This window comes from Hymenobacter guriensis (genome assembly GCF_015773195.1).
In the GTDB taxonomy this organism is placed as follows: Bacteria; Bacteroidota; Bacteroidia; order Cytophagales; family Hymenobacteraceae; genus Hymenobacter; species Hymenobacter guriensis.
Genome location: NZ_JADWYK010000006.1, coordinates 264,910 through 284,745, shown reverse-complemented (window position 1 = coordinate 284,745; position 19,836 = coordinate 264,910). Strand labels below are relative to the sequence as shown.

Below are 19,836 nucleotides of genomic sequence, written 5' to 3'. Positions count from 1 at the left end.
TTCGCCGGAAAAGATAGAAGCTTCCCGCGAAATCCGGCGTCAGGCGCCTATTGCCGGCACTACCAGCTGCCACCGGAACGCCCAGCACCAGCGCAGGGTGTAGCGCGTGATGCCCGCCCGCGCCAGCAACTGCTCCCAGTCGGTGCGCCGGAATGCCCGGGCTACGGACAGGGGAGCGTCGTGCTGCACAAGGTAGGAGCCGCCGAGCAGGCGCGTGAGCCACTTGATGCTGTAGTATGCCAGCGGGTGACGGTGCAGGTCGTTGATGATGACGGCCACGCGGGCCTGCTGCTGCCAGGTTTGCAGGAAATGCACCAGGTCGTCGTCCGAGAAATGGTGGCAGAACAGGCTGCACGTCAGTACATCGAAGCGCCGCTGCCGAAACTCAGGAGAAAAAATGTCGTGCTGGGCGAAGCTGATTTCGGGGTAGCCGGCGCTGTGCTGGCGGGCGTAGCTAAGCATAAAGGCGTTGGCATCGATGCCCTCCAGCTGCACCGGCACGGCGCGGCGACGGGCCCAGTGGGCCACGTAGCGCAGCGTGTCGCCGCCGCCGCTGCCCAGGTCGGCGAGGTGCAGTGGGCCGCCCACGGGTAAAGCCAGTTGTTCCAGAGCCTGCGTTACCACGTTGTAGCCACCCAGGCGGGCGTTGATGAGGGCCAGCTCATCCAGGTTCTGGCGAAGGGCATCGGAGGCCAGCGTCAGGTCATCCATCAGCTCCGGCCCGGTGGCGCGGCGGGAGAAATCAGGCATAGGCGACCTGCAACAGCATGGATTCCAGGGTAAGACCCGGCCCAAACGCAAAGCTGAGCACAGGCGCCCCGGCATCGGCAGCGGTGAAGGATGCCAGCAGCTCGCGCAGCACAAACAGCACCGTAGCCGAAGACATGTTGCCGTAGTCGCGCAGCACCTGATAGGCAAAGCGGTTGTCGTGGCGCGACAGGCCCAGTTCCTGTTCGATGGTTTCTAGAATCTTGCGGCCGCCCGGATGGATGGCAAACGCCTGGATATCGGCCAGCTTAACCGGCAGCCGCCGAAGCAGCTGTTCCGTGAGCTGGCGGATGCCCTTCTGAATCATGCGCGGCACGTACGACGACAAAGTCATTTCAAACCCGAAGTCGTTGATGTGCCAGGCCATGTCGGCGTGGCCCTCAGGCTCCAGGTCGCAGTGGAAGGCCTGTAGGGCCAGGCTGGCACCTTGCGCGGCGGGGCGGGCCTGCACCATTGCCGCCGCCGAGCCGTCGCCGAACAGCGCATTGGAAATCAGGTGGTCTTCTTCGCGGCTTTTCTGGAAGTGCAGGGTGCACAGCTCCGTGCACACAATCAGGACCCGCGCCTGCGCATCGGCCCGGCAGAAGGCGTCGGCCACTTTCAGGGCGTTGAAGGCCGCGTAGCAGCCCATAAAATTCACGCAGGTGCGCTGCACGTGCGGCGAAAGGCCCAGCGCGTGTACCAGCTCAATATCCAGACCCGGCGCGTACATGCCCGTGCAGCTTACCGTGATAAGGTGCGTAATATCCGGGGCCGCCAGCTCCGGCAGCTGAGCCAGGCAGGCGCGGGCTGCCTCCACCGACAGGGGCAGCGCGTGCGCCCGGTACGAAGCCAGCCGCTGCCCAACCGTTGGGAAGGGCTCCAGGCCCGGGGTGTTCGGAAAAAACGTGTACTGGCCGTTCTGCTGGCCATAATCGGGCAGCACGGAGTAGCGGTGCTCAATGCCCGACACCCGGTAGAGGGCGCGGAGCTTGCGGGTTTCGGGCGCATCCAGCTGAAGCGCCTGGGCCATAAAGTCGGCTATCTGGGGCTGGGCAAGGCGGTGCGGTGGGGTAGCAGTGCCAATGGCACACAGGTAGCTGGACATTCGGTGCAGTTTACGCAAAGTACGCCGCCGGCCCTAATTGAGTTAGGCCCGCGTACCCTGGAACAGGATTAAAACGGTTGGCCGTGGGTGCCGCCGATAAGCGCACGCACGGCGGCGGGCCAGTAGCGCAGCCCGCCAATAACCACTTCGCTCATCACCGGCCGGCCAAATAGCCGCTGCACGGCGCGGCCTACGCGCAGGCGGCTGCCGAACTGCCGTTGCCAGGCCTGCCGGTAGCCGCTTTCCAACTCTGGTCGCCCGACGTCGCCCCGCACGAAGGCGTGAATGTGCTCGGCGGCCAGGGCCGCGCCGTGCAGGGCCATGGCCATGCCGTTGCCGCACAGTGGGGTAATCAGCCCGGCCGCGTCGCCGCACATCAGCACGTGGTCTTCCACCGGCGCTTTCGGGGCGAAGGATATTTCGTTGATAACCTCGGGCTGCGGATATAGAAATTCGGCTTGCTCAAATACCCGGGCCAGAAAGGGGTTGCGGGCCAGCACGGCAGTTTCGAGAGCTGGAATGGTGCCGTGCTGCTTAAGGTTTTGGCGGGTGGTGAGGTAGCAGAAGCAGTACTTGTCGTCTTCGATGGCAGACAGGCCCGCGTAGCCGTCGGCGAAGTTGTGCAGGGCAATGAGATGGCGCGGCAAGTCGTAGCGCAGGTGATACTTCACGGCAAGGTAGGGGGAGCGTTGCCGGAAAAAGGGGCGGTTAAGCTGCCGGTCGAGGTTGGCCCGCTTGCCGTAGGCGCCCAGCACCACCTGCGCCGTCAGCGTGCGGCCATCGGCCAGCGTAGCGCGGTGCGTGTCCGTGGCAGCATCAAAAACCACGTCAGTTACTGTAGCGGTTTCCACTTGCATGCCGCGCTCCAGGGCCAGCTGGTACAGGAAAAAGTCGAGCTGGTAGCGGCTTATTCCAAAGCCGCCCAAATCCAGCGGGGCGCGCACCACGCGGCCGGCCGGTGAGCTAACCAGCAGCTGCTCGATGCTGGCCGGGCCAAGCACGGCGGGGTCGGCGCCGAGGCGGCGCAGGTAGGGCAGCACCTCGTTGGAAATGTATTCGCCGCACACCCGATGGAAAGGGTACTGCTTGCGCTCCACCAGCGTAACGGCCAGCCCGCGCCCGGCCAAGTCAAGGGCCGCAGCCAGCCCGGCCAGCCCGCCACCGATTATGAGAATGCTCACGAAAAAATTATCAGAAAAGTCATACAAAAGAGGCCAGCTATATAGGTTTTTTCTCAAAGAATGGATATATAGCTAACCAGATTCTCCCATAGGATGTTACCTTTGCAAACCTAATTAAACACTTCACGTTAAGTATTCCTGCTGGATTGCTGAACGCCTTGTTGCGCCCTTCCTTATGATAAAACTCCTACGCTTCGTTTCCTTTCTCCTGCTGTTTGGCCTGCTGCCCGGCTCGGCCTTGCTGTCGCAGGCGGCCGCTCAGCCCACGGAGAAGGCAGGCAATAAACCTCAGCTAGAGGAAAAAAACCTGCTGGTGTATCCCAATCCCAGCACGGGTATCGTGCAGGTATCTGTACTGGGTTTCAAAGGCCGTAAGCTGGAGCTGCGGGTGCTAAACATCATCGGCACCGTGGTATACCGCGAAACCGTGACGGAGCTCAACGACCGGTTTACCCGCACGCTCGACCTGAGCAAGTTCGCCAGCGGCCTCTACTACGTCAAACTCGACTCCGACAATACTAGCACCATGCGCAAGCTCGTGATTCGCTAGCCCCGGCGAGAATTTATTTATAAGCCGTGCGGCTGCTCCTACTTGGGGTGGCCGCACGGTTTTTTTATGTGATTCAGGCAGCAGTAGGGAAGGCCCGAATGTTGTTCAAAAAAAAGCCTTTCCCGGTAAGGAAAGGCTCATCAATTGGCAAGAGAAAAGCGCGCTAGCGGCGGCTGCGCACCCGAACCGGCTGTAGCTCGGGCTGGCGAGTAACCCGAACGGCCTGGGCGGCCAGCACGGCAACCAGGGTAATACCCACGGAAACAAGCAGAATCATAAAGCTGGGGTGTTAAAAGTACAAGAAACAACTACGCTTGCCCTGTTGGCAGAGGTAGAAGCTACAGAGTAAACTACAAAAGCTCCTGGGTAGTTTCGGTGGCGGTTGCTGAGTTGCCATCCCTCAGGCGCCAATCTGCGGACGGAGCTGTTCTATCACGGTTTCCGCCACCTGCCGGATGTAGCGGATGAGGGTGGCTACGTGCCCGGCGTCTACGTGCGGCTGGCTGGCGGCGGCTTCCAGCTCCCGGATGGGCTCCAGCAGGCTGCGCACGTTGAGCGAGTAAAAGCTGCTTTTGAGGTGGTGGGCCATTTCGGCCACGCGCTGCCACTGCTGCTGCGCGTAGAAGCCTTCCAGCTTAGCCAGGGCCGGCGGGGCCGTGTCGATGAAGAGCTGCATCATGTGCCGGATAAAGGCCTCGTCGCCCTGGGCTACCAGCTGAATGTTCTTTAAGTCGAACAGCTGCTCCGTAATATGTGCCTTAGCGGGCAAGTGGTGCTGCAGCAGCACATAGAGCTGCTGGTCGGAGAAGGGCTTGGACAGGAAAGCCTGGAAGCCTGCGGCCCGGTAAAGCTGCGTCTGGTCGGGCAGTGCGTTGGCCGTGAGGGCCACTACCGGCGTGGCCGCTCGCTGCGCATCGGGGTGCTGGCGCAGGTGGTGAGTGGTGGTGATGCCGTCCATTTCGGGCATCTGGATGTCCATCAGCACCAGCGCGTACGAATGCGCCCGGAAAAGCTCCAGGGCCTCGGCTCCGCTGGGCGCCGCATCTACCACCAGCCCCCAGTTGGCCAGCAGCTTTTTCGTCAGAAACAAGCTCACCGCGTTGTCTTCCACCAGCAGAAGGCGGTGGGGCCCGAGCGGCGGCTGCTCCACGGCCGTAGGTGTGGCCGTAGCCGGGCCGATAACCGGACGCAGCGGCAGCTCTACCCGGAACGTGCTGCCCTGCTGTACCTGGCTGTGGGCCGTGATGGTGCCGCCCAGCCGCTCCACCAGCCCTTTGCTGATGCTCAGCCCCAGGCCAGTGCCACCGTAGCGCCGGGCCGTGCTGGCTGAGGCCTGGGTGAAGGGCTCAAACATTTCCTCGAGCTGCGAGGCCGCAATGCCAATACCGGTATCTTCCACTACAAAGGCAAAGCAGCACATCTTGGCCTGATGGGGCAGCGGCTCGCAGCGCAGGGTCACGTGGCCTTGGTTTGTGAATTTAACGGCGTTGCTGAGCAGGTTCAGCAGGATCTGGGTGAGGCGGTACGGGTCGCCGAGCACTTGGGTGGGCACGTCGGGCGCGGGCAGCTCCAAATGCAGGCTGATGCCTTTTTCCTCAACCCGAAAGCGCACCGCCTCCACGCTGCGGCGCAGCACGTCGCGCACGTCGAACACCCGCTCCTCCAGCTTGATTTTGCCCGTCAGCAGCTGCGACACATCCAGCACGTCGTTTATCACCACCAACAGGTTTTCGGCCGATTCCTGAATGTGCTGCACAAATTCACGCTGCTCATCGGTGAGCGGAGTGCGGCCCAGCAGGCTGGCCATGCCCAGAATGCCGTGCATGGGCGTGCGAATCTCGTGGCTGATATTGGCCAGAAATTCCTGCTTGACGCGGGCCGTCTGCTCGGCGGTTTCCTTGGCCTGCCGCAGCTCAGCATTGACCTGTTTCTGCGCCGTTATTTCGCTGGCTACCGCCAGCACCTGCACCGTGCCATCGGCCAGCACAAACGGCTGCTTCAGGCACTGAAACCACCGCTCACGCCCGTCGTGCCACTCAAAATGCTCTTCGGTGAAAAGCTCTATCCGTGCCCGGATAACCTGCTGATCCTGCTCCAGCAGCCGCGTGCGCACGTCTTCGTCGGGCATCACATCGGCATAGTTGCCGCGTAACAGCTGCTTTTTCGATACCCCATAGAAATCGGCCGCCGCCTGATTGGCCAGTTGAAAATGTCCCTGTGCATCCCGAATAAAGATAAGCTGGGGCGAGGTGTCGATAATCTGCTGAAACAGCCGGTTTTTCTCCGCCAATCCCCGGTTGATAGCCCGGCGCTGGGCTTCGGCCTGCTTCCATTTGGTAATGTCTTCCAGGGCACCGGCCGCCAGCCGGGCCTGGCCCGAGGCGTCGCGCTCCAGCGGGGTAGTGCTGGTGCGCAGGCATAGCCGAGTGCCGTTGCGATGGTAAACGTGGTACTCTATCGTTCGGATTTCGCCATCGGCGGCGGCCCGCATGGCGTGCCAGTAGTCGCGCATGGGCGTACGGTCCTCGGCTGCGAGCAGCTGCTGCCACTCCTCCACGCCCATGGCCATGAGCTCCTGCTCGGTATAGCCCAGCAGGTCGTACATGTGCCGGTTGCAGTACGTTACGCGTTCTTCCAGCAGGTCAAAGGTGTAGATAACGTTCGGCGCCGTTTCCAGCACGCGCTCCAGCAGGCGCTGGCTGCTGGCCAGCTCGGTGGAAAGGCGCTGCTGATCCGTGAAATCGGTGAGGTACACGTTCACGCAATCTTCCGTAAGCAGCGGCACTACCGTCCAGTAGTACACGTGGTCGTTCAGGGCAAACTGCCGGAAGCGCGTCTGGCCCGCCGCCAGGGCAGCCGCCAGCTCATGGCGCAGGAACTGGTTGCCTTCCTGGGAGGCCTGCGCGGTCAGCTCCTCCAGCACGGGCCCGGCAGCGGGGTTGAAATACTGCGGATGGCCAGCCGGCGTGTAGCAGATAATAGGGTGGGGGCTGAACTCGGCCAGGCGGGAAAGCTGACTGATATGCGCCTGCAGGTGCTGCTGCTGCGTCACGTCCTGGTAGCTCCACAGGTGCAAGGCCACCACGCCTTGCTCGGCCACGGGCAGGTAGTTGAGCTTCAAAATGCGCCCATTGGCCAGGGACAGCAGCGCGTCCTGCAGGGGTACCTGCTGCTCCAGGGCGTGGCGGTGCAGCTTCACCGCTTCGTCGGGGTGCTGAAACCCAATGGTGAACTGCTCAAGCACTTCGCCCACTGGCGCACCCAGGTAGTGAACATACGGCTGGGGCAGCCCAAACAGGTGGCAGTAAGCCGGGCTGACCAGGGAAACGCGCAGGTCGGAGCCGGCTACGATAATAGCGTTGTCGAGGGTGTGCAGCAGGGCGGCCGCCTGGGTGGCGGCGGCCTGCTGCAGCCGGGTGGTGTGCAGGCGGGCCTGGTGCAGCTGGGTGCGGCTCTCGCCCAGCAGGCGCCGGGCCTGGGCTAGCTTATGATGCAGGTGGCGGGAAGCGGCAGCGGAGCGGTTGGCCATAAAGTCAGATACACATACTTACTTGATATACACTTCCTTGTTCTGGAGCATGCGGTACAGCGTGGACTTGCCGATGCAAAGCTGAGCCGCTGCCTGTAGGATGTTGCCTTGGTTTGCATCAAGGCAGCGCTGTACAATGCTAGCTACCTGAGCACGCAGCGGCGCAGCGGTTTCCGGGCTGGCAGCCGGCGAGGTGGGCCGCAGCTGCAGGTCCACCGGCTCAACGGTATCGCCCTCGGCCAGCACGGCGCCCAGCTCCACCACGGCTTTCAGCTCGCGCACGTTGCCGGGAAAAGCATACTGCTGAAGCTTGAGGCAGGCAGCGGGCGAAAAAGAATGCACGGCCAGGTTGTTGCGGGTCGCAAAGTCGCGCAGAAAGGCCTTGGCCAGCAGCAGCACGTCGTCGCCCCGCTCGCGCAGGGGCGGCAGCGCAATAGGCAGGCCCAGCAGACGGTAAAACAAATCCTCCCGGAAGGCGCCCTGCCGCACCCGCTCGGCCAGGTCGTGGTGCGTGGCCACAATCAGGCGGGCATCAAAGCGAATGGCGGAGTTGCCCCCTACCCGGTAAACTTCGCGCTCCTGCAGGGCCCGCAGCAGCTTCGACTGCAGGCTGAAGTCGAGGTCGGCAATTTCGTCCAGAAACAGCGTGCCCTGGTGGGCTTCCTCAAACCGGCCCACCCGGCGACTCACGGCCCCCGTAAAGGCACCTTTCTCGTGCCCGAACAGCTCACTTTCCAGCAGCTCTCGCGGGATGGCGGCCACGTTCACGGCCACAAAGGCACCGGTGCGCTGCTCCGAAAGGGCGTGAATGGCTTTGGCTACCAGTTCTTTGCCGGTGCCGGTTTCGCCCGTCAAAGACACGCTGATGTTGGTGCGAGCTGCTTTTTCAATCAGTCCCTGCAGCTGCTGCATCTGCGGGCTACAGCCCAGGAGCGTCCGGCGCGGGTCGGTGGCCTGGCCCAGCTGCTGGCGTAGCTGCTCGTTTTCGCGGCGCAGCGTCACCTGCCGCTGTACGTTGCCCGCCACATGCCAGAGGCGGTCCGGGGTGTCTTCGTCCTTCACCAAATAATCGTAGGCTCCCTGGCGCAACAGGGAAATGGCCGTGCGCACGTCTTCCTGGGCCGATATAACGACTACCGCCACGTCAGGCAGCTGCACCTTAATGCGGCGAAAAACCTCATCCCCAGCCATGTCGGGCAGGCCATAGTCCAGGCTGATCAGGTCAGGTTTCTGCGCGAGCTGGCTCAGGCACTCCTGGGCCGAGGCAAACCGGGTAACCGTGTAGTCGGGGTTCTGGTTGAGGCGGTAAGCCAGCAGCTGGCCGTACCACTCATTATCTTCAACAATGAATATGCGGAAGGCCGGCGTAACAATGGGCATAGAAATAGCAGCGGTAAGGTGGGAAGCTTAACTATAACCTACGGTAATCTATCGGGCCCCAGATGTGGTCTGTTTAGCCAATTTGGAGCGTTTAGCTTAGAGCTTTGCTAAATATCTGATTTACAAAATCTTGTTGCTGAAAGAACAAGCCGCGTTTTGTATAATATATATTCCCTAATATTTGCCTCTGTTTCCCAAAATGGGAAACAGAGGATATGGCTGACTGCACTATTAGACGATTAGCAGGGTCTGGATATGATTTATTGAGGATGGCAAACAGGTTGTAAGTCAGACTGCCCAGTGTATACACTTTAACGCAGTTTGCTATGAGCCTTCTTCCTGTTTATGCCGCCGCCCTTCGCCGCGGTATTCTGTCTTTCCTAGCCCTGATTTCCTGGCTGCAGGCCACCGCCGCCGACCCCGTGACATACTATTCCATAACCGGGGCACCGCCCGTGGTTACCACCAGTTGTATTACGGTGGTTTGTACCAAAGTAAACAACAAAGAACACGCAACCGATGCGGCCCTCGACAACTTTGCCACGCTGGATCTGGGCATCATTGCGGGCTCGGCTTCCATCTCTATGAAGCTCAACGGTACGGTTCCGGCGTACAGTCGGGCCGGGGTGGTGGTGAGCGGCACGGCTACGGTGCTCAGCCTCAATCTGCTGGGTGGGGCGCGTATTACCACGTATGCCAAGGGCGTGGAGAAAGACAAGCTGGTGGTGGATATGAACCTGCTCAAGCCCGCTATTGGCTCCAGCCGGCCTACGCGCCTGGAGTTTGAGGCCCCACAGGCTTTCGATGAGATAAAGCTGGAGTATTACCAGACCGCCAGCATCGACATCTTCAACCAGCACGACCTGCGGGTGTACTACGCCTATGGCATCAGCAACAGCAACCAGAATGAGGTGCAGGGCTACCTGTCGCGTACCAACAGTGCCAGCACGGCCGTATCGCCGGGTGCGCTGGGCTTGTGTCTGAATACGGCCGTAGCGCACCCCGAGCGCGCCACCGACACGGACCTGACCAGCAACTATGCTTCCTTCAGCAGCGCCGTTGATGTAAGCTGCCCGGCCACGCTGAACGTTGGTTTGGAAGGTATTGCGCCGGCCGGCTACCACGCGGGATTTGTGATTGGCAATGGCGGCCTGCTCGACGCCAGCGTGCTGGCCGGCCTGCAGGTGCGCACCTACCTCGGTGATGAGGAGCAGGAAACATTTAGCGGAGCCTCCCTGCTGCGCCTTAATCTCTTGCCCGACGGCAGCAACCGCTACTACGTGAGCTTTGCCACCAGCGAAGCCTTCGACCGGGTTTCTATCAGCCGGACAGAGCTATTGAGCGCTCTGAATAATGTGCGCCTGTACTACGGTTTCGGAATTGAGCCGCGGGCTTTCGAGGCCGAAACCATTACGCTTTCCGACAATACCACCGCCACGCCAAACCAGGACTTCCAGGCTCGGTCCAACAGTGTACTATCGGTGAATATCAATGGAACGGTAAATGGTATTGTGAATCCCCAGAATGCTGCCAATGCCTCCACAACGGACTATGCCAAGATTACCAGCCTGGTAAACGTGTTGGGTACGCAGCGCCTTAAAGTGAAGCTGAATGGCACCGGCCAGGCAGGTAATACCGCCGGCGTGGTGCTGCAGCTGGGGGAGGGACTGCTCGACGCCAGCCTGCTTAATAACTTCCGCATCAACACCTACGGCGGACCCGATGGCAACACCCTGCTCGAAAGCGCCAGCGGAGCCTCGGCTCTGCAGCTGGCGGTGCTGGGCGGCAACAAGAGTGAGCTGACGCTCCGGACCACACAGGATTTCACGTGGGTGGAGCTGGAAGTAAATAACGGTATCGGTGCCCTCGGTGACGTGCGCATGTATTACGGCTTGGCCGATGACCGTCCGTACGGCTTTCCCAATAACATCGTAACGCCCGTGGTGCTGCCCGTGGAGCTTACCGCCTGGCAGGCCCAGGTGCAGGGTAGCAGCGTACTGCTGCAGTGGCGTACGGCCTCGGAGCAGCAAAGCAGCCACTTTGTAGTGGAGCGGGCCACCCAGGCCGGCGCTGAAACCTTTGTGGCAGTAGGCCAAGTGCAGGCCGCCGGCAGCAGCTCGCAGGCCCGTACCTACACCCTGCGCGACGCGCAGGCCGGTAAGCTGGGTGCCGCCAAGCTTTACTACCGCCTGCGGCAGGTAGACCTGGATGGGCATCAGAAGGTATCGGAAGTGGTGGTGGCCGAGCTGGGCGCAGCCAGCTACGCGCTGCAGGTGTATCCCAATCCGGCTACCGCAGCTGGTATTGTGCAGGTTGCCCTCACGGGCCTGCCCCAGCTGGGCCATTCGGTGCGTATCTTGGACAATCAGGGACGACTGGTGCGCGAGTATCCGGTGTTGCAGCTGGGGCAGCAGCTACTGGTGCAGCAACTGCCCGCCGGTATGTATCACGTGCTGCTGCAGGGCGGCAGCGGCCAGCGGCTGGCAATCCAGAAAATAGTAGTTACGCCGTAGCTGTTGCCCGAGTATTCCAAGGAAAAATGCCCCGATAGATGCTGCGTAGCATCTATCGGGGCATTTTGGCTAGAGCCTGTTATATGGCGTCTTAAAATTCCTTGGTTGTCGCGGAAATATGCTAAAACCAACCTAACAGACGTTAGGTTACGGGGCACTGAAAAAGCCAGAGTGAAATAAGCGAGAAATAGGTTGCGTGGTATATTCTTAACCTATATCTTGGGTGTCTCGTAAAATTCAGTGAGTGAGTGATGTGAGAGCCTATTCAGGCAAGACAGAAAGCCGCGCTGCAACGCGGCTTTCTGCATTTCAAGGATAGCACCAGCTACACTGTCGGGCTTACGGAAAAATGATAATGGTGATGATGGTTTAGTAATAACCACATACGCGCAGAACATGCTTGCCTGCAGGGGTTGCATCGGCCTCAGTACCGCAGAAAATTCTCCGGGCTTCCATTAGCTGCCTAAATAGCCGTGGAAGCAGCAGCCTCTTTGCTAGTCGTGGTCCTGGGCCGGCAGCCCCACGGTGCTGTCGTCGGTAGTGGGGAGGCTGTTCATATAAGAGCGGAAAGTCATAGCAACCTCACTGGCCAGCGACATGGCCTGAGCCCGCAGACGCCGGTCGTTGTGGGTCTTTTCCGTAGCTTTTTGCAGGCTGAGCTGGGTTACGTACTCTTCCAGCAGCACCAGCTCCGTGGGGTTGGCCGGGTCGGAGATATAGCGGAAGTTATCAACCCGGTAGTCGTAGCCCTGATCGGTGCAGTGGAAGGTGAAGTCGAACCGGACGGCTCGCTCTTCGTTTTTGCCGGACAAGGAAACCGGCTGCACTTTGGCGGTGCCGGTGATGCGCAGGGTGCCCGTGGCCGCGTTGTTAACCACATCGGAAGTAGGGCCAAAAGCAAAGCGCTTGTCTACCCACTCGGCGGCCCGCCCAAACAGGGCGGCTTTGCCCGGCTCGGGCGCGGCTACAGTTTCAGCGTACTGCAGGGGCTCGTGGTTTTGGGCCAGTACTCGACCGGCGGATGCCGTCAGCAAAGCTGCGGCAACCAGGGTAAGGAACGTTTTTTTCATGGCTACAGACAAGGAAACCGAAATAGGACAGGGCGGGATGCGTAGAACTCGGTGCGAAATTACAGCCTTTAGGATTGTTGAACATTCCAAAGCACGTTATTGGTTTGTTAAGTTGAAAAGAAATTGTGTTTTATCGTTATATGGGTTTCGTTTCGGTCTGTTCTAAAGACTAAATATATAAGTCGACATAAAAGACAAAACCTGGGTATTACTCTGATTTTACCCGTTTACCAGTACTGCTGCAAAGGGCGGAAGGAGTGGCTGCTATTGAGGAAGCTCGTCAAAACACACTATTTTTCCCAGTTCAATTGAATAGTGGAATCGTCATGAGGGTATGGTATTATGAAAATACGATGCTTAAGTAGATTGTTGCAGGTCAGCTATATACGCAGGCATGTGGTTTGCAAGGGTGCCGCACAATAGGCAAGCAGCAGAAAGACTAAGCGCAATAGTTCGGCAAACAAAACTTAATGTTACGGCAGTATTGCGGCGTAAAAAACTATGCTTAGCTTTGTCGCATGCTTCACCTTATCCAGCAAAACTGATGAAGCGCGGGACTAGTCATAACGCTGTCCTGCGAAAAGACCGGAAGGTCTTTCTGCACATCGACTCTTCTATTTTTCCTGGATTCTTCCGTACTGCCGCTTCGGTTTTTGAAGCGGTTTTTTTGTGCCCAACCAGTTTGGTTGGCACCTTGGGCGGTCTGAGTACGACCATTTTCCAGCGTACATTTCCTACAATGGTAAGGCCCATGAACGATACCGCCATTCTCTCTCAACAGATGGTAGCAGCCGCTCCTGTTGCTGCGCGCAACGTGCTCAACGCCAATGGTTGCCTGGAAGCCCAAGGCTTCGTCAGCAGCCATAACATGTCGCACATTGTGGACGTAGCCGCGCAACTCATTTTCGGCCGGAAAGACAGCCAGGAATACCTGCCTTTTCAAATCAACCGCGACGATGTAATCTAATTCTCGCTTTGCCTAGCACCCGGTAGCTTACCGGGTGCTTTGTTTTTTACACCGGCCCAAACGTCAGTGATGGAAATCCTGCCCGGGGGCAGGACCGGGTGGTTCACAGTTAGGGACTCTAAATCAGGGGAAAATTGGTGAAGATCCAGGCCAGTGAGCCACCCACTTCCGGCCCGATCAGAACTCTCAACGCACTTTCGTAGCAAGTATCCTATGCAACTCGGCCCGCTTACTTTACAAAATCCCGTATGCTTGGCAGCGGCTCCGTGGCAACTGCCGGCCGGACCGGCTTACGACCGTCTGGGCGCCATATTTACCCGTACCGTAACCATGGAGCCCAAGCCCGGGCTCTACGAAGAAGGCATTTGGCAGGTGAATGAGCAAACCCTGCTCAACGCCACCAACATGCACACGGAAAGCGCCGAAATTCTGGTGCAGGAGCATTTACCCCACCTACTCAGCTACGGCGTACCAGTGCTGGTGAGCATCACGGCGCCCGGCGTGCCGGGGTTTCGCAAGATTGCGCGCTTTCTGGCCCGAGAGGTAGGCGCCCAGATAGCTGGGGTAGAAGTCTACATCACCCAACCCGATACTGAAAAGGGCGCGGAGCTGAACGCCAAGTTTGTGCGCGAAGCCACCCAGGCGGTACGCAATGAGCTAGGCCCCGATGCCATCATCCTCGTGAAGCTACCACCCTGGCCCGAGCACATCCGAGGCCTGGCGCTGGGTGCTCAGGAAGGGGGCGCCACTGCCCTGGCTGCCACCAACCTGCTCAAAGCCCTGCACCTATCCGACAATGCTGCCGATGCGCCGGTAGCGGGCGGCCTCTCCGGCGAAGCCCTGCGCCCCGTAGCCCTACGCTGCGTGTGGGAGCTGGCGCACGATGCCCGCATTACCCTGCCCGTCGTGGGCACCGGCGGGGTATTCACAGCAGGTCACGTTACCGACTATATGCGTTGCGGCGCCGTGGCCGTGCAGGTAGCCAGCGGCGAGTGGCTGGAGCCCGGCCTTTCGGCGCGCCTAGCTGCCGAGTGCGGGCATCTGGTGCCTATCAATTCGTGATGGGCTGCCCAAAGTAGTACTGCCTCTTCCAGAAAATACCCGCTTTTACACTTATCAACCCACCCATGCAAAAGCTTATTCAACGCACCGAAACCGCTAACTCCCTGCTCTGCGTCGGCCTAGACCCCGTGGGCGACGATGCCCAGGTAGCCCGACGCCTGGCCGAAGTTATCGACCAGACGCACGCCTATGCCGCCGCCTTCAAGCCCAACCTGGCCTTCTTTCTGAGCCGGGAAAACGGGGTGCAGCTTCTGAAAGAAACGGTGCAGCGCATTCCAAAGGATATTCCGGTGATTCTGGATGGCAAGTTCGGCGACATAGCCAACACCGCCGACCACTATGCCCGCTTCGCCTACGACGTGGTAGGGGCTGATGGCGTCACGGTAAACCCCTATATGGGCGACGACGCGGTGCGGCCGTTTGTGCGAGAAAACAAGCTGGTGTTTGTGCTGGCCAAAACCTCGAATAAGTCGCAGTACTCCATGCAGGACATGGCCCTCACCCGCGGCGGCTCCCTGGCCGATGGGGTAGCTAAAGTAGCCAGTCGCCTGGATTCCGAAATTGGAGGCATCGGGCTAGTTGTTGGCGCTACCAATGCCGAGGCCGTAGGCCGCCTGCGTACCCTCTGCCCAGGGCTCTGGTTCCTGGTGCCCGGCGTGGGCGCCCAGGGCGGCGACCTGCAAGCCACGTTGAAAGCGGGCCTTCGCCCCGACGGCTCCGGCCTCCTCATTAATACGTCACGCGTGTTATGGCAAGCAGCCGATGCCGGCGCAACGGCGCGGGAGCTGGTAGAGCAGATCAATCGGTTCCGCCCCGTAACGGCGTAATCCCACCCGTCCTGCTTCATCAATGAAGCCTTTCCAAACCTTATACAATCGAGTTTTACCCTTGACTTCTGCCCAACCCACCTTCACTTCTGAAGAACTAGAAGAGCAACTCCTGCAGGAAGATGCGCTGTTGCGCGGCCACTTCCGCCTTTCCTCCGGTTTGCATTCTGATACCTACGTGCAGTGTGCCCGGTTCCTGCGCCGCCCCGACCTGGCCGCGCCGGCCGCTGCGGAACTGGCCCGCCAAATTCAACAGGCCGGTTTGCAGCCCGATGTGGTGGTGGGCCCTGCTATGGGCGGCGTGGTCATTGGCTACGAGCTAGCCCGGCAGCTGGGCGTACCGGGCATCTTCACGGAGCGGGATGATTCGGGGCAGATGACCCTGCGACGGGGCTTTACCATCGAGCTAGGTCAGAAGGTTATTATTGCCGAAGACGTAGTTACTACGGGCAAGAGCACCAATGAAGTAGCGCGGGTACTAGAGGGCTTAGGCGCAAAAGTTTTGGCCGTGGCCAGTTTAATTGACCGCACGGGTGGGAATGCTGCGCTGAATTTCCCGAACTTTGCCCTGCTGCCAGTTACGGCGGCTACCTACGCACCCGATGATTGCCCGCTGTGCCGGGCAGGTATTCCGGTGGTGAAACCGGGCAGTCGGCCCGATAAAGCGTTTTCTTGAACCTACTGCGGCGCAACCGGCGCTACGGCAAGGCATTTTCGGCGTACCCTGCGTGGGTATGCTTCCTCACGGTGGCACAGTCGCCTCAGCGTGGGAAACCCGAAAAATAGACAAACCTCCCTCTTTTGGACTCTACCCAAAGAACCATACAGCTTCTGCTCAAGCCCGGCCAACACGATGGCGAGGGCCAACGCGTAGCCGAAGCTGCCCAACGCCACCTAGGCCTCTCTACTGGCCGGGTGCAAAGCACCGCCCTCTACACGGTGCGCTACCCCGTGAGCGATGAGCAACTGCGCGACTTCGCCACCCACTGCCTCCAGGACCCCGTGCTGCACGACGTAGCCCTCGACGAGTTCCGCCACGGCTCCGAATACAAAAGCTACATCCTAGTGGCCAAGCTGCCCGGCGTAACCGACGACGAAGGCATATCGGCCCAGAACGCCCTCGGCGACTTCCTGAACCAGCCGCTGGACACCCATACCCAGCACATCTTCAGCAAACGGCTCTACTTCCTGGAGCACGAGCTGCCGGAGAGTAGCCTGCGCCGCCTGGCCGAAGACCTGCTCGGCAACAAAATGATCAACCGCTTCGAGGTCGGCCCCATAGCCCAGATTCGCGACTATACGCCGCGGCCGGGCGGTGGGGCCGAATCTATTACGGACACGGTGCCGCTGGTAGGCCTCTCGGATGAGGAGCTGGTTAAGCTGTCGAAAGACAACCTCTACGCCCTGAACCTGGAGGAAATGCGCGTCGTGCGCGACCATTACACCAGCATTGCCGCTAGGCGCCAAGCCGCCGGCCTGCCCCAGGACCCTACAGACTGCGAGCTGGAAATCATTGCCCAGACGTGGTCGGAGCATTGCAAGCATAAGGAGTTCAGCGCTGTTATTAAATACCGGGATGCGGACACGGGCGAGGAGTTTGAGGTGGACTCTCTGTTCAAAACCTACATCAAAAACGCTACCTCTGAGGTTGACCGCCAGCTCCGCGCCAACGGCAACGACTGGCTGATTAAGGTGTTCAGCGACAACGCCGGCGCCGTGCGTATCAACCCGGAGTCGTTGTTCGTGTGGAAGGTCGAGACGCACAACTCACCCTCGGCTATCGACCCTTACGGCGGGGCTATTACCGGCATCCTGGGCAACAATCGTGACCCACTGGCTACGGGCATTGGGGGGGCGCGGCTGCTGTTCAATACCAACGTACTGTGCTTTGGCAACCCTGAGTTTTCGGGCACCCTGCTGAGCAACCAGCTGCACCCGCGCCGCATTTTCGAAGGCGTCCGCAAGGGCATTGAAGATGGCGGCAATAAGTCGGGCGTACCGACGGTGAACGGTGCCATTGTGTTCGATGATCGGTACGCGGGTAAGCCGCTGGTGTACTGCGGCACCGGCGCCGTAATGCCCATGCAGCTGGCTGGTCTCGATTCTTGGGAAAAGAAGATTGATGCTCAGGACCGCATCATCATGGCCGGTGGTCGGGTGGGCAAAGACGGCATCCACGGCGCTACCTTCTCCAGCATTGAGCTAGACGAAACCTCGCCCGCCACGGCTGTGCAAATTGGCTCGCCCATTACCCAGAAGCTGGCCATGGACTTCCTGATCCTAGCTGCCCGCCGCGGCCTTATCAAGTGCAGCACCGACAACGGTGCGGGCGGCTTGTCTTCCTCCATTGGCGAGCTGGCTACCATCAGCGGCGGCGCCGTGGTGGAGCTGGAGAAAGTGCCCCTGAAATACCCTGGTCTACGTCCGTGGGAAATCTTCGTGTCGGAGTCGCAGGAGCGTTTCTCGCTGGCTGTGGAGCCGAGCAAGATGGCTGAATTGATGGCCCTAGGCCAGGAAATGGAAGTGGAGCTGACCGATATCGGCTACTTTACCTCCGATGGCAGCCTCGACGTACGCTTCGACGGGGAATCGGTGGCCCGTATTGACATGGAGTTCCTGCACAACGGCGTGCCCCGCAAAGTGCTGGAAGCCGAGTGGACCAAGCCTACCGCCCAGGAGCCCGCGCTACCTACTGACCTCGACTATACCGACGTGCTGAGCCGCCTGCTGGGCTCGCTCAACATCTGCTCCCGCGAATCGGTAATTCGGCAGTACGACCACGAGGTGAAAGGCCGCACGATTATCAAGCCGCTCATGGGTGCTACCGGTCAGGCTCCGCAGGATGCCGCCGTGGTGCGCTTCAACTTCGAGAGCTGGGAAGGGGTAGCGGTGAGCAACGGTATCCTGCCTCGCTTTGGCGATATAGACGCCTATGATATGTCGGCCGGCGCGTTTGACGAGGCTGTGCGCCAGATTGTGGCGGTAGGAGGGAAGCTGCCCAACCTAAGCTACGGCGACGGCAACTTCTGGTCGGTGAACGACAACTTCTGCGTACCCGACTCGGTGTACGACCCCACTACCAACCCCGACGGCAAGCACAAGCTGGCCAAGCTGGTGCGCATGTGCCAGGCCCTGCGCGATGCCACGGCGGCCTACTGCATCCCGCTCACCTCGGGCAAGGACTCGATGAAGAACGACTTCAAGGCCGATGGCGTGAAGATTTCCGTTCCGCCCACGGTCCTGTATTCCATGACCGCCAAAATCGAGGACGTGCGCCGCACCATCACCTCCGACTTTAAGCAAGCCGATGACGTGGTGTACCTGCTGGGCGAAACCTACGACGAGCTGGGCGGCTCAGAGTTCTATCAGCTTTTCGGTGAGCTAGGCGCCAACGTGCCCAAGGTTCGGTTCGAAGAAGCCAAAGCCCTCTACACGCTGATGGGCCAGGCCAACGACAACGGCCTCATTCAGTCTTGCCACGACTTATCGGATGGTGGCCTAGCGGTTGCCTTGGCGGAAGCCACGTTTGGGCATGGGTTTGGCGCCGATGTGGAGCTGCCTGCTACTGGCCTAGGCCTAGCGGCGCAGCTGTTCTCGGAGTCGCACTCCCGCTTTGTGGCCACGGTGGCGCCGGAAGATGTGGTGGCTTTCGAGCAGCACTTCGGCGCCCGCGCTACCCGCCTCGGTGTGGTAACGCAGGACAGCCAGCTCACGGTGCGCCACAACGGGCAAACCGTTATTTCGGCCAGCGCGGCGGCCCTGCGCCACGAGTGGACGAATGGCCCAGTAAACAGAATTATCGGCTTCGGCCAGCACGAAGCGGCTCAGGTATCATGAACGAGAAACCATTATTTCCGGATCTGAATTCGCCGCCCATGCCGCAGCGCGACGAGACGGGACCAGCGCAAACCAACGCCGACGGTACCGTGACGGTGCTCGGCTACAAGAGCATTGACGGCGGCCACGAAAGCACCGAGCCTCTAGGACACGTGTCGGCAGAAACTGCTGCCGAGCAGCCAGTGCGCGCCCTCATCCTGACTGGCTTCGGCATCAACTGCGAAGAGGAGTTTGCTGCCGCCTACAAGCTAGCCGGCGCCGAGCCAACCATCGTGCACCTGAACCAGGTGCTGCACGGCCACATCAGCATCCACGACTACGACATCCTGAACTTCCCCGGCGGCTTCAGCTTCGGCGACGACCTGGGCTCGGGCGTGGTGCTGGCCAATAAGCTGCGCTACCGCAAAAACGCCGAGGGCCGTACTCTGCTCGACGACATCAAGGAGTTCATCGCCAACGGCAAGTTCGTGATGGGCATCTGCAACGGCTTTCAAGTGCTGGTGAAGCTAGGTTTGCTCCCCAACCTGAGTGGCAACGTAACGCCCGAAGTAACCCTGACGCACAACGCCTCAGGCCGTTACGAAGACCGGTGGGTGCGCCTGAAAGTCAACCCGAAGTCGAATTCCCCTTTCCTGAAAGGCATCGACTCAATGGAAGTGCCCGTGCGCCACGGCGAAGGACGCCTGATTATTAAAGGCGAAGAGACTTTGGCTCAAATCGAAGCACGTGCGCTGAACTGCCTGGCCTACACTGATTTCGATGGCTCACCGACGGACGTGTACCCGCACAATCCTAACGGTGCCGACCTGAACTGCGCCGGCCTGACCGATATCACCGGCCAGGTATTCGGGCTGATGCCGCACCCCGAGGCCTTCCTGTCCCTCTATAACCACCCCGACTGGGCCCGGCGCAAGCGTCAGAACCCCGGCCTGAGCGAGGAAGGGGACGGCCTGCGCTTGTTCCGCAACATTGTGGAGCACGTGCAGAGCCAGCGCCAAACCGCCGCTACACCTCAGGAAGCCCGCCAGTTTTCATCCTAGACACCTCCGCAAGCTACTGGCCTAG

14 protein-coding genes are annotated in these 19,836 nt (G+C 60.1%); 8 read left to right on the top strand and 6 right to left on the bottom strand.

Annotation, left to right across the window (positions count from 1 at the left end):
• Positions 1 to 39: 39 nt before the first annotated feature.
• From I5L79_RS12285 to I5L79_RS12275, 3 genes are all read right to left on the bottom strand, one after another.
• The gene (locus I5L79_RS12285) at positions 40 to 750 is read right to left on the bottom strand and encodes a methyltransferase domain-containing protein (RefSeq protein WP_196955349.1); all 711 of its coding nucleotides are present in this window, start codon (positions 748 to 750) and stop codon (positions 40 to 42) included.
• Entirely contained in the window at positions 743 to 1,855 is a 1,113-nt protein-coding gene (locus tag I5L79_RS12280) for a type III polyketide synthase (RefSeq protein WP_196955348.1), read from the bottom strand. Before I5L79_RS12280 ends, I5L79_RS12285 begins: the two co-directional genes overlap by 8 nt.
• Before the next feature lie 68 nt (positions 1,856 to 1,923).
• The gene (locus tag I5L79_RS12275) at positions 1,924 to 3,036 is read right to left on the bottom strand and encodes an NAD(P)/FAD-dependent oxidoreductase (protein WP_196955347.1); all 1,113 of its coding nucleotides are present in this window, start codon (positions 3,034 to 3,036) and stop codon (positions 1,924 to 1,926) included.
• A 175-nt stretch (positions 3,037 to 3,211) separates the two neighbouring features.
• Between I5L79_RS12275 and I5L79_RS12270 the strand changes: the two genes are divergently transcribed.
• Positions 3,212 to 3,586, top strand: a complete 375-nt coding sequence (locus I5L79_RS12270; RefSeq protein ID WP_196955346.1) for a T9SS type A sorting domain-containing protein — start codon at positions 3,212 to 3,214, stop codon at positions 3,584 to 3,586.
• Between the two features lie 400 nt (positions 3,587 to 3,986).
• On the opposite strand, the gene I5L79_RS12265 is transcribed toward I5L79_RS12270, so the two are convergent.
• Positions 3,987 to 7,115 (bottom strand): PAS domain S-box protein, encoded by a 3,129-nt coding sequence (locus I5L79_RS12265; RefSeq protein ID WP_196955345.1) that lies wholly within the window; start codon positions 7,113 to 7,115, stop codon positions 3,987 to 3,989.
• 18 nt (positions 7,116 to 7,133) lie between these two features.
• On the bottom strand, positions 7,134 to 8,495 hold the full coding sequence (locus I5L79_RS12260) for a sigma-54-dependent transcriptional regulator (RefSeq protein WP_196955344.1): 1,362 nt from the start codon (positions 8,493 to 8,495) through the stop codon (positions 7,134 to 7,136).
• Between the two features lie 326 nt (positions 8,496 to 8,821).
• On the opposite strand from I5L79_RS12260, the gene I5L79_RS12255 reads away from it, so the two are divergent.
• Entirely contained in the window at positions 8,822 to 11,008 is a 2,187-nt protein-coding gene (locus I5L79_RS12255; protein ID WP_196955343.1) for a T9SS type A sorting domain-containing protein, read from the top strand.
• A gap of 494 nt (positions 11,009 to 11,502) precedes the next feature.
• Here I5L79_RS12255 and I5L79_RS12250 read toward each other — a convergent pair whose 3' ends face one another.
• Positions 11,503 to 12,078, bottom strand: coding sequence for a DUF4468 domain-containing protein (locus tag I5L79_RS12250; protein ID WP_196955342.1), 576 nt, complete (start codon positions 12,076 to 12,078; stop codon positions 11,503 to 11,505).
• Positions 12,079 to 12,829: 751 nt separating this feature from the next.
• Between I5L79_RS12250 and I5L79_RS12245 the strand changes: the two genes are divergently transcribed.
• From I5L79_RS12245 to I5L79_RS12220, 6 genes are all read left to right on the top strand, one after another.
• Positions 12,830 to 13,045: a hypothetical protein gene (locus tag I5L79_RS12245; RefSeq protein WP_196955341.1), complete on the top strand. Its 216-nt coding sequence runs from the start codon at positions 12,830 to 12,832 to the stop codon at positions 13,043 to 13,045.
• Between the two features lie 213 nt (positions 13,046 to 13,258).
• Positions 13,259 to 14,107: a dihydroorotate dehydrogenase gene (locus tag I5L79_RS12240; RefSeq protein ID WP_262894884.1), complete on the top strand. Its 849-nt coding sequence runs from the start codon at positions 13,259 to 13,261 to the stop codon at positions 14,105 to 14,107.
• Between the two features lie 65 nt (positions 14,108 to 14,172).
• Positions 14,173 to 14,934, top strand: coding sequence for an orotidine-5'-phosphate decarboxylase (gene pyrF / locus I5L79_RS12235; RefSeq protein ID WP_196955339.1), 762 nt, complete (start codon positions 14,173 to 14,175; stop codon positions 14,932 to 14,934).
• A gap of 61 nt (positions 14,935 to 14,995) precedes the next feature.
• Positions 14,996 to 15,610 (top strand): orotate phosphoribosyltransferase, encoded by a 615-nt coding sequence (gene pyrE / locus I5L79_RS12230; RefSeq protein WP_231403064.1) that lies wholly within the window; start codon positions 14,996 to 14,998, stop codon positions 15,608 to 15,610.
• Positions 15,611 to 15,735: 125 nt separating this feature from the next.
• The gene (locus I5L79_RS12225; protein WP_196955337.1) at positions 15,736 to 18,771 is read left to right on the top strand and encodes a phosphoribosylformylglycinamidine synthase subunit PurL; all 3,036 of its coding nucleotides are present in this window, start codon (positions 15,736 to 15,738) and stop codon (positions 18,769 to 18,771) included.
• On the top strand, positions 18,768 to 19,811 hold the full coding sequence (locus I5L79_RS12220) for a phosphoribosylformylglycinamidine synthase subunit PurQ (protein ID WP_196955336.1): 1,044 nt from the start codon (positions 18,768 to 18,770) through the stop codon (positions 19,809 to 19,811). Before I5L79_RS12225 ends, I5L79_RS12220 begins: the two co-directional genes overlap by 4 nt.
• Positions 19,812 to 19,836: the final 25 nt, after the last annotated feature.

Excerpts from the sequence above, each read along its gene's own strand:
- I5L79_RS12285 (WP_196955349.1), bottom strand. The coding sequence starts at position 750 with ATGCCTGATTTCTCCCGCCGCGCCACCGGGCCGGAGCTGATGGATGAC.
- I5L79_RS12280 (WP_196955348.1), bottom strand. The coding sequence starts at position 1,855 with ATGTCCAGCTACCTGTGTGCCATTGGCACTGCTACCCCACCGCACCGC.
- I5L79_RS12270 (WP_196955346.1), top strand. The coding sequence starts at position 3,212 with ATGATAAAACTCCTACGCTTCGTTTCCTTTCTCCTGCTGTTTGGCCTG.
- I5L79_RS12265 (WP_196955345.1), bottom strand. The coding sequence starts at position 7,115 with ATGGCCAACCGCTCCGCTGCCGCTTCCCGCCACCTGCATCATAAGCTA.
- I5L79_RS12260 (WP_196955344.1), bottom strand. The coding sequence starts at position 8,495 with ATGCCCATTGTTACGCCGGCCTTCCGCATATTCATTGTTGAAGATAAT.
- I5L79_RS12255 (WP_196955343.1), top strand. The coding sequence starts at position 8,822 with ATGAGCCTTCTTCCTGTTTATGCCGCCGCCCTTCGCCGCGGTATTCTG.
- I5L79_RS12250 (WP_196955342.1), bottom strand. The coding sequence starts at position 12,078 with ATGAAAAAAACGTTCCTTACCCTGGTTGCCGCAGCTTTGCTGACGGCA.
- I5L79_RS12245 (WP_196955341.1), top strand. The coding sequence starts at position 12,830 with ATGAACGATACCGCCATTCTCTCTCAACAGATGGTAGCAGCCGCTCCT.
- I5L79_RS12240 (WP_262894884.1), top strand. The coding sequence starts at position 13,259 with ATGCAACTCGGCCCGCTTACTTTACAAAATCCCGTATGCTTGGCAGCG.
- pyrF (WP_196955339.1), top strand. The coding sequence starts at position 14,173 with ATGCAAAAGCTTATTCAACGCACCGAAACCGCTAACTCCCTGCTCTGC.
- I5L79_RS12220 (WP_196955336.1), top strand. The coding sequence starts at position 18,768 with ATGAACGAGAAACCATTATTTCCGGATCTGAATTCGCCGCCCATGCCG.